The sequence below is a fragment of the Shewanella sp. SG44-6 genome, assembly GCF_014164185.1.
GTDB lineage: Bacteria > Pseudomonadota > Gammaproteobacteria > Enterobacterales > Shewanellaceae > Shewanella > Shewanella vesiculosa.
Genome location: NZ_JACJER010000186.1, coordinates 1 through 6,765, shown reverse-complemented (window position 1 = coordinate 6,765; position 6,765 = coordinate 1). Strand labels below are relative to the sequence as shown.

Annotated in this window: 6 protein-coding genes and 1 pseudogene; 5 read left to right on the top strand and 2 right to left on the bottom strand. The window is 40.7% G+C overall.

What is annotated here, in order from left to right:
- From H5185_RS20570 to H5185_RS20550, 5 genes and pseudogenes are all read left to right on the top strand, one after another.
- Positions 1 to 110, top strand: a pseudogene (locus tag H5185_RS20570) (ferredoxin--NADP(+) reductase); the annotation flags it as partial.
- Positions 111 to 325: 215 nt separating this feature from the next.
- The gene (locus H5185_RS20565) at positions 326 to 1,333 is read left to right on the top strand and encodes a Fe(3+) ABC transporter substrate-binding protein (protein ID WP_182722316.1); all 1,008 of its coding nucleotides are present in this window, start codon (positions 326 to 328) and stop codon (positions 1,331 to 1,333) included.
- 128 nt (positions 1,334 to 1,461) lie between these two features.
- On the top strand, positions 1,462 to 3,093 hold the full coding sequence (locus H5185_RS20560; protein ID WP_182696661.1) for an iron ABC transporter permease: 1,632 nt from the start codon (positions 1,462 to 1,464) through the stop codon (positions 3,091 to 3,093).
- Positions 3,094 to 3,095: 2 nt separating this feature from the next.
- Positions 3,096 to 4,127, top strand: a complete 1,032-nt coding sequence (locus tag H5185_RS20555) for an ABC transporter ATP-binding protein (RefSeq protein ID WP_182743033.1) — start codon at positions 3,096 to 3,098, stop codon at positions 4,125 to 4,127.
- A gap of 481 nt (positions 4,128 to 4,608) precedes the next feature.
- Complete coding sequence (locus tag H5185_RS20550) at positions 4,609 to 5,547, top strand: Dyp-type peroxidase (RefSeq protein ID WP_124018046.1); 939 nt, start codon at positions 4,609 to 4,611, stop codon at positions 5,545 to 5,547.
- A gap of 60 nt (positions 5,548 to 5,607) precedes the next feature.
- On the opposite strand, the gene argR is transcribed toward H5185_RS20550, so the two are convergent.
- Both argR and H5185_RS20540 read right to left on the bottom strand, forming a co-directional pair.
- A complete protein-coding gene (argR, locus tag H5185_RS20545; RefSeq protein WP_124018045.1) occupies positions 5,608 to 6,078 on the bottom strand; it encodes a transcriptional regulator ArgR in 471 nt (156 codons plus the stop codon).
- A 166-nt stretch (positions 6,079 to 6,244) separates the two neighbouring features.
- Entirely contained in the window at positions 6,245 to 6,670 is a 426-nt protein-coding gene (locus H5185_RS20540) for an META domain-containing protein (RefSeq protein WP_124018044.1), read from the bottom strand.
- Positions 6,671 to 6,765: the final 95 nt, after the last annotated feature.

Below are 6,765 nucleotides of genomic sequence, written 5' to 3'. Positions count from 1 at the left end.
GCGGTAACCCTGGCATGATAACGGATGCTCAAATCGCTTTAGTGGAAAAAGGATTAGCAAAAAATCTTCGACGCGCTCCTGGGCAAATAACAGTCGAAAAATATTGGTAACAGCATCAATCATAACCATTAATGCCGTGATGGCAGATCCTCAACAGTGCTCACTGATTTCTGTGGTCATTGCTTCCCCCGCTTGAAAATTCACTGCCCCGAGTGAAACAGCACTTGCTCCTTTGAAGATGATCACTTACCCTATCGCAATTGATAACCATTATCAATCGCGTCGGCGATGGCGCAATATTGTTTCAATTAGGGAGCGTTGATTAATGAAATTGCTAAAAAGTGTCGCATTATTAGGTTTGGCTTGTGTGGCTTCTTCGGTCAGTGCCGCAGAGGCATTAACGGTTTATTCTTATCGCCAAGCTTTCCTGATTGAGCCCATTGTTGAAAAATTTACCCAACAAAGTGGTATCGACGTTAATGTCGTATTTGCTAAAGATGGCATTGCTGAACGGATAGCGCGTGAAGGTCGTTTATCCCCTGCTGACGTAGTGCTGACATCAGACTTTTCTCGCTTGATGGAGTTGGTGGATAAAGATCTTGTTTCACCGGTCCAAAGCAACATTATCGACCATAATATTCCGTCTCAATATCGCTCACAACAACATAATTGGTTTGCACTCACTATGCGGGTGCGTAATTTATATTCTTCTAAAGATCGTACTGGTAAAATTGATATTGATTACGAGGACTTAGCCTTAGCTGAATACAAAGGTAAAATTTGTACTCGCAGTGGTAAACACCCTTATAACGTCGCATTAGTAGCCTCAATGATCGCTCATGATGGTGAAGCGAAAACGAAAACCTGGCTACAAGGGGTCAAAGCTAATTTAGCCCGTAAGCCTCAGGGTAATGATCGTGATCAAGTACTAGCCGTTAAAGAAGGCTTGTGTGATATCGCTATCGGTAACAGTTATTACTACGGCAATATGTTAATGGATAAAAACCAGAAAAGCTGGGCACAAGCTGTCGATATTAATTTTCCTAATCAAAAGAACCGTGGCGCTCATGTCAACGTATCAGGAATGGCATTAGCCAAACATGCTCCTCATAAAGACAATGCCATTAAATTAATGGAATTCCTTACCTCAGATGTCGCGCAAAAAATGTATGCTGAAGTGAACATGGAATATCCGGTAAAGGCTGATGTGGCTCCGTCTGAATTAGTGGCCTCATGGGGTGATTTTAAGGCCGACAGCTTACCGATTTATAAGTTGGCAGAATACCACCAAGCGGCAGTTAAATTACTCGACGAAGTGAAATTTGACCTGTAATTATGGCGATCCTCAATAGACGATCAACCTCCAAGCCAAGCGCACGTAACCATTTTTAGCGCACTATTGCTACGATTAATAGTATTGATAAAATGAGTTGGGTGCGCTGAGTTAACTCGGTATTATTTATGATTTTAGGCCTAACCAGAGGCTGGTCGCTTACTGGTTATTTTATCGCGGTAATATTAATATTGCCGCTGATTGCCTTAATAGTGCAATCCACTCTTCCTGACGAAGCTGTATTTAGCCATTTATTTAATACAGTGTTGCCGACATACATAGCCAATAGCTTATTACTGATGTTGTTGGTTGGACTCGGCTCGCTGCTATTAGCTATTCCTGCTGCGTGGGTAATTGCCCGCTGTGACTTTCCTTTTCGACGATACTTTCAGTGGCTATTACTGCTTCCATTAGCCATGCCAGCATATATTGTTGCTTATGTTTATACTGATATGCTCGATTATGCCGGCCCAGTGCAACGTACACTAAGGGATTGGTTTGAATGGCAATCACCCCATGATTATTATTTCCCCGCGATACGCAGCCTCGGCGGAGCGGCAATAATACTGTCGTTAGTACTATTCCCTTATATTTACTTATTAGCCCGCACCGCTTTTATGGAGCAATCATCAAGTTTATTGTATGCATCACGGGTAATGGGGTGCAGTCCGTGGCGCAGTTTTTGGCGACTGGCATTACCCATGGCAAGGCCTGCTTTAGCTGTTGGCGTTGCCCTAGTGGCTATGGAAACCGCAGCAGACTTTGCCACTGTAAGCTATTTTGCCGTTCCTACTCTAACCACAGCCGTTTACGACACATGGCTTGGCTATGGCAGTTTAACGGCTGCCGCTAAATTATCGGCAATTATGTTGCTGGTGGTGTTCTCTATGATAGGTGTTGAACGGTTTGCCCGTCGCAAACAACAATTATTTCAAAAACAATCATCCTTCAATGAAGCCGATCGATATGTGTTGTCATCAACTAAGGCATGGATTGCGCTAGGCTACTGCACTTTATTGTTATTTCTTGCCTTCTTGCTGCCTTTTACCGTGTTATGTGTTTATGCCATTGATTATTTTAACGAGAGTTGGGATACACGTTTTTGGCAATATAGCCTTAACAGCTTATACATTGCCGCTATCGTGAGTGCCGTGTGTATGCTGTTATCACTGATATTGATGTTTGTCCGTCGAGTCAGTCCGCGTAAAAGTGATTATCTTCCTTCTAGACTCAGTTCTACTGGTTATGCATTGCCGGGCACAGTCCTAGCAATTGGTGTTTTGGTTCCACTGACATTTATTGATTTTGCGATTAACGATGTTTACGATTGGCTGGGTGAACGTGGACCGGGATTGTTATTGACCGGCAGCGTGTTCGCTCTGATTTTTGCTTTTTGTGTACGTTTTATTGCCATATCTATCGGTAGTTTAGAGAACAGTTATAAGCGCATTTCGCCTTCTTTGGACATGGCATGTATTACCTTGGGGCAAACCCCATTGCAACTGCTTTGGCGGGTTCATTTACCGTTATTGCGTAAAGGGATTTTTGCCGGAGCATTGTTGGTGTTTATTGAAAGTATGAAAGAGTTGCCCGCAGCATTATTATTACGCCCCATCGGATTTGAAAACTTAGCCACTTATGTGTTTCAGTTTGTTTCAGATGAAAAACTTGAACATGGTGCATTAGCCGCGATTGTTATTGTGTTAGTCGGGCTTGTTCCATTGATTTATCTTAATCGCTCCTTGGAGCAACAAGGCTAATTATGTCAACCTTAACCATTGAAAATATCTGTAGTGATTATCAAGGTCAAGTGATTTTGCGTCATTTAGATCTTACCTTGCAGCAAGGCGAAATTGTCGCATTATTAGGCCCCAGTGGTTGCGGAAAAACCACACTGCTGCGCGTGATTGCAGGTTTGCAAACCATTAGCCAAGGCAGTATCAGTATTAGTGGCCAGGTGATGAGCAGTGATGACGTGTTTGTTGCCAGTGAGCAACGTGGTGTCGGGATGATTTTTCAGGACTATGCTTTATTTCCACATTTAACCGTGGCGGATAATATTTTATTTGGCGTTAAAAATCTTAATGCAAAGGAGCGCCTTACTCGGTTGGATGAGATGCTTGAGCTGGTTAAATTAACTGGCTTGTCATCTCGTTATCCTCATGAATTATCTGGCGGACAGCAGCAGCGAGTTTCAATTGCGCGAGCCTTAGCATATCAACCTGAATTATTATTACTCGATGAACCTTTTTCCAATATTGATGCGCAAGTACGTAACGAGATGATGCTGGAAATTCGTGCCATATTAAAAAAGCGAAATGTGAGTGCGGTGTTTGTGACACACAGTAAAGATGAGGCATTTGTCTTTGCAGATAAGCTGGCATTATTTAAAGATGGCGCCATTATTCAAAATGGTAAAGCGGAAACCTTATACCGTTCGCCAAAAGAGCGCTACGTGGCTGATTTTCTCGGCGCGGGTAATTATTTACCGGTTACTGTAACCACGAGTTATCAAGTTGATTATGCTCTTGGAAATCTTAATAGTACTGAAAAAATACCTTGGCCGATTGGAAGCCAAGGGCAAGTATTATTACGACCGCAGCAAATTGAAGTTCATCCTAATACCAATGGTCTTGGCTGCATTGTTGAAAGGCATTTTTTGGGCACTGTATGCCATTATCAAGTGAAAGTTGGCGCTGATATCTTGGATATAAGCAGTCAATCAACGACACTAATACCTGGCCAACGAGTTGATATTCACATTGCGCCACATCCGCTAGTCATTTTTAATTAACGATTGATATGGTCATCTTAATGTGGAGCATAATTGTTAACATCAGACTTGAATCATAACCTGTTATAAAACCGTTTACTGTCTAGCCCACTGTGCTGCTTTAATTTAAAATAGACCATTACTTGCAGCATGCAGTCATAAAAGTGTGGGTCTGTTAATCAAATAAATGACAAGTTTGAGAGTCAATAAGCTCAATATTATGATTTCGGCTAACGAAGAATATCCTATAACTTGAGTTGAGTGAGCCATCTATTAAAACAGCTGTTCAATCTTTTACTTGAGAGAATATGAGTGCAATAGGTGATACAAATCAGCTAAATGTGAGTACACTTCAAGTAATTTATATTTGATTAAGATAAGCTCATTGTTAGTTAATCATTAGCTAAACTAAGACGATATGTGAATCGCTCTCTAATGAGTTCAATGCGTTAAATTATCATCATTTAGGCCGACATTTAGTATTAAGGTGGATCAAGTTAATATGGATAACCAAGCTATGCCTCGTGAACAGTTAGGGATTTGCGCAGAAGGTAATTTACACAGTGTGTACCTGATGTTTAATGCCAATGATGGTGTTGAAGATCAGTTACGTCCATCTATTGCTAATGTGGCGCAATACATCTATGAGCTCACAGATCAATATGCAGACAGTGCTTTTAATGGCTTTGTCGGTATTGGTGCTAATTTTTGGGATACCTTTTATCCTGATGCGCGCCCAGCATTATTAAAACCTTTTCCTGCTATGAATGAAGGTATTCGTGATGCACCTGCAATGGAATATGATCTGTTTATTCATATTCGTTGTGACCGTTACGATATTTTACATCTTGTCGCAAATGAGATTAATCAAATGTTTGAAGATTTGGTTGAGCTAGTTGATGAAGAGCGTGGTTTCCGTTTTATGGACAGCCGTGATTTAACCGGTTTTGTTGATGGTACCGAAAACCCTAAGGGGCGCCATCGTCAAGAGGTTGCATTGGTTGGTAATGAAGATAAAGCGTTTGCCTCTGGTAGTTATGTTCATGTACAAAAATACATGCATAACTTAAGTAAATGGCATCGTTTACCACTGAAAAAACAAGAAGATATTTTTGGTCGAACTAAAGTTGATGATATTGAATATGAGTCAGAAGATAAGCCACTAACCAGCCATACCAAGCGAGTTAATTTAAAAGATGCGCAAGGTAATTCATTAGAAATCCTGCGTCAAAGCATGCCTTATGGTTCGATTCGAGAGCAAGGGCTGATTTTTATTTCTGTGTGCCGCACTCCAGAACATTTTGAACAAATGCTTCGCAGTATGGTGCACGGTGATGGCCATGGAAATCATGATCATTTAATGTTGTTTACCAAAGCGTTGACCGGATCATCATTCTTTGTGCCATCATTAGATTTTTTAACTCAATTCGATGATGCGTAACCACCCGCGTTAAGCAAAAAAAAAGCAATGCCATGGCATTGCTTTTTTTATAGTGATATTTTATTCACTATAATTGAATAAAGATCTAACGGTCTCTAAGGTATCATCAATAGTTTTTATACTTGCAGGGCAAATGAAAATCGTATCGTCGCCAGCAATGGTACCTAATATCCCTTCAGGTTTACCTATTGAATCCAGCAAACGAGCAATTAATTGTGCTGCACCTGGACTGGTTCTTACCACTATCATGGCTTGGTTATGATCAACATCTAGCACTAAATTCTTAACTGGGCTACCCGCAGTTGGAACGCCTAGCTCTGCAGGGAGGCAATAGACCATTTCTTGCTTGGCGTTACGAGTACGAACAGCACCAAATTTGCTGAGCATACGCGATACTTTAGATTGATTAATATTACCGAATCCTTCGGTTTGAAGCGCATTAACAATCTCGCTCTGGCTTCCAAAACGTTCTTCTTTGAGAATCGATTTAAAAGTTCGTACGAGCTCATCCTGATTTCTTGTCGCTGGCATAATGATATTTCATCTTATATTTGTTATTCAAAAATCTAGCACATTTTGAATAGATTGACTTATTAAGTCAAGAAAAAATCAAATTTATTGAATAAAAATTCATTTTGTCGTGGAACTTTAAGCTGACACTTGTGTTAGTTCTGTGACTCATTTAAGCAATAAATGATTAAGATAATGGCGATGATTGTCTTGTCAGTACCAATAGAGTATCACCCTTTTCTGACAATAGATTAAGTTTTCCTTTTGAGAAATCAACTTGTTGTACTAATGAAATAGCTTGCATCAACTCGGCTTCTTGGCTCATAAAGCTGTCAACGCAGGCTTTCATGGTAGTGCCTGCTGGTGCCAGCTGTAAAAAGTTACCTTGCTGGGCATAACTGCCAAAAAACTGATTACAACTGTTGTTACCTGTTAACTCGCCATCTGCGGCAAAAACTAACGTTGCAGGACTATTATTAATGGTTGGAGTGTCGAGGACGGTGTCGACATGCCAAGTACCAATTAATTGTTCATTTGAGACAGTGGCCGATGGACTTTGGCAAGCACTAAGGCCTATAACTATAACTGCGGCGCCGAGAATATGCTTTATCATGCTGAGAGGGTTCCAAATACGAAAAAATTGGCGCTATTCTACTACTTGAGCATTAATAAAAGAGTAAATAATTGTCAGTTTTTGGATTAATGAAC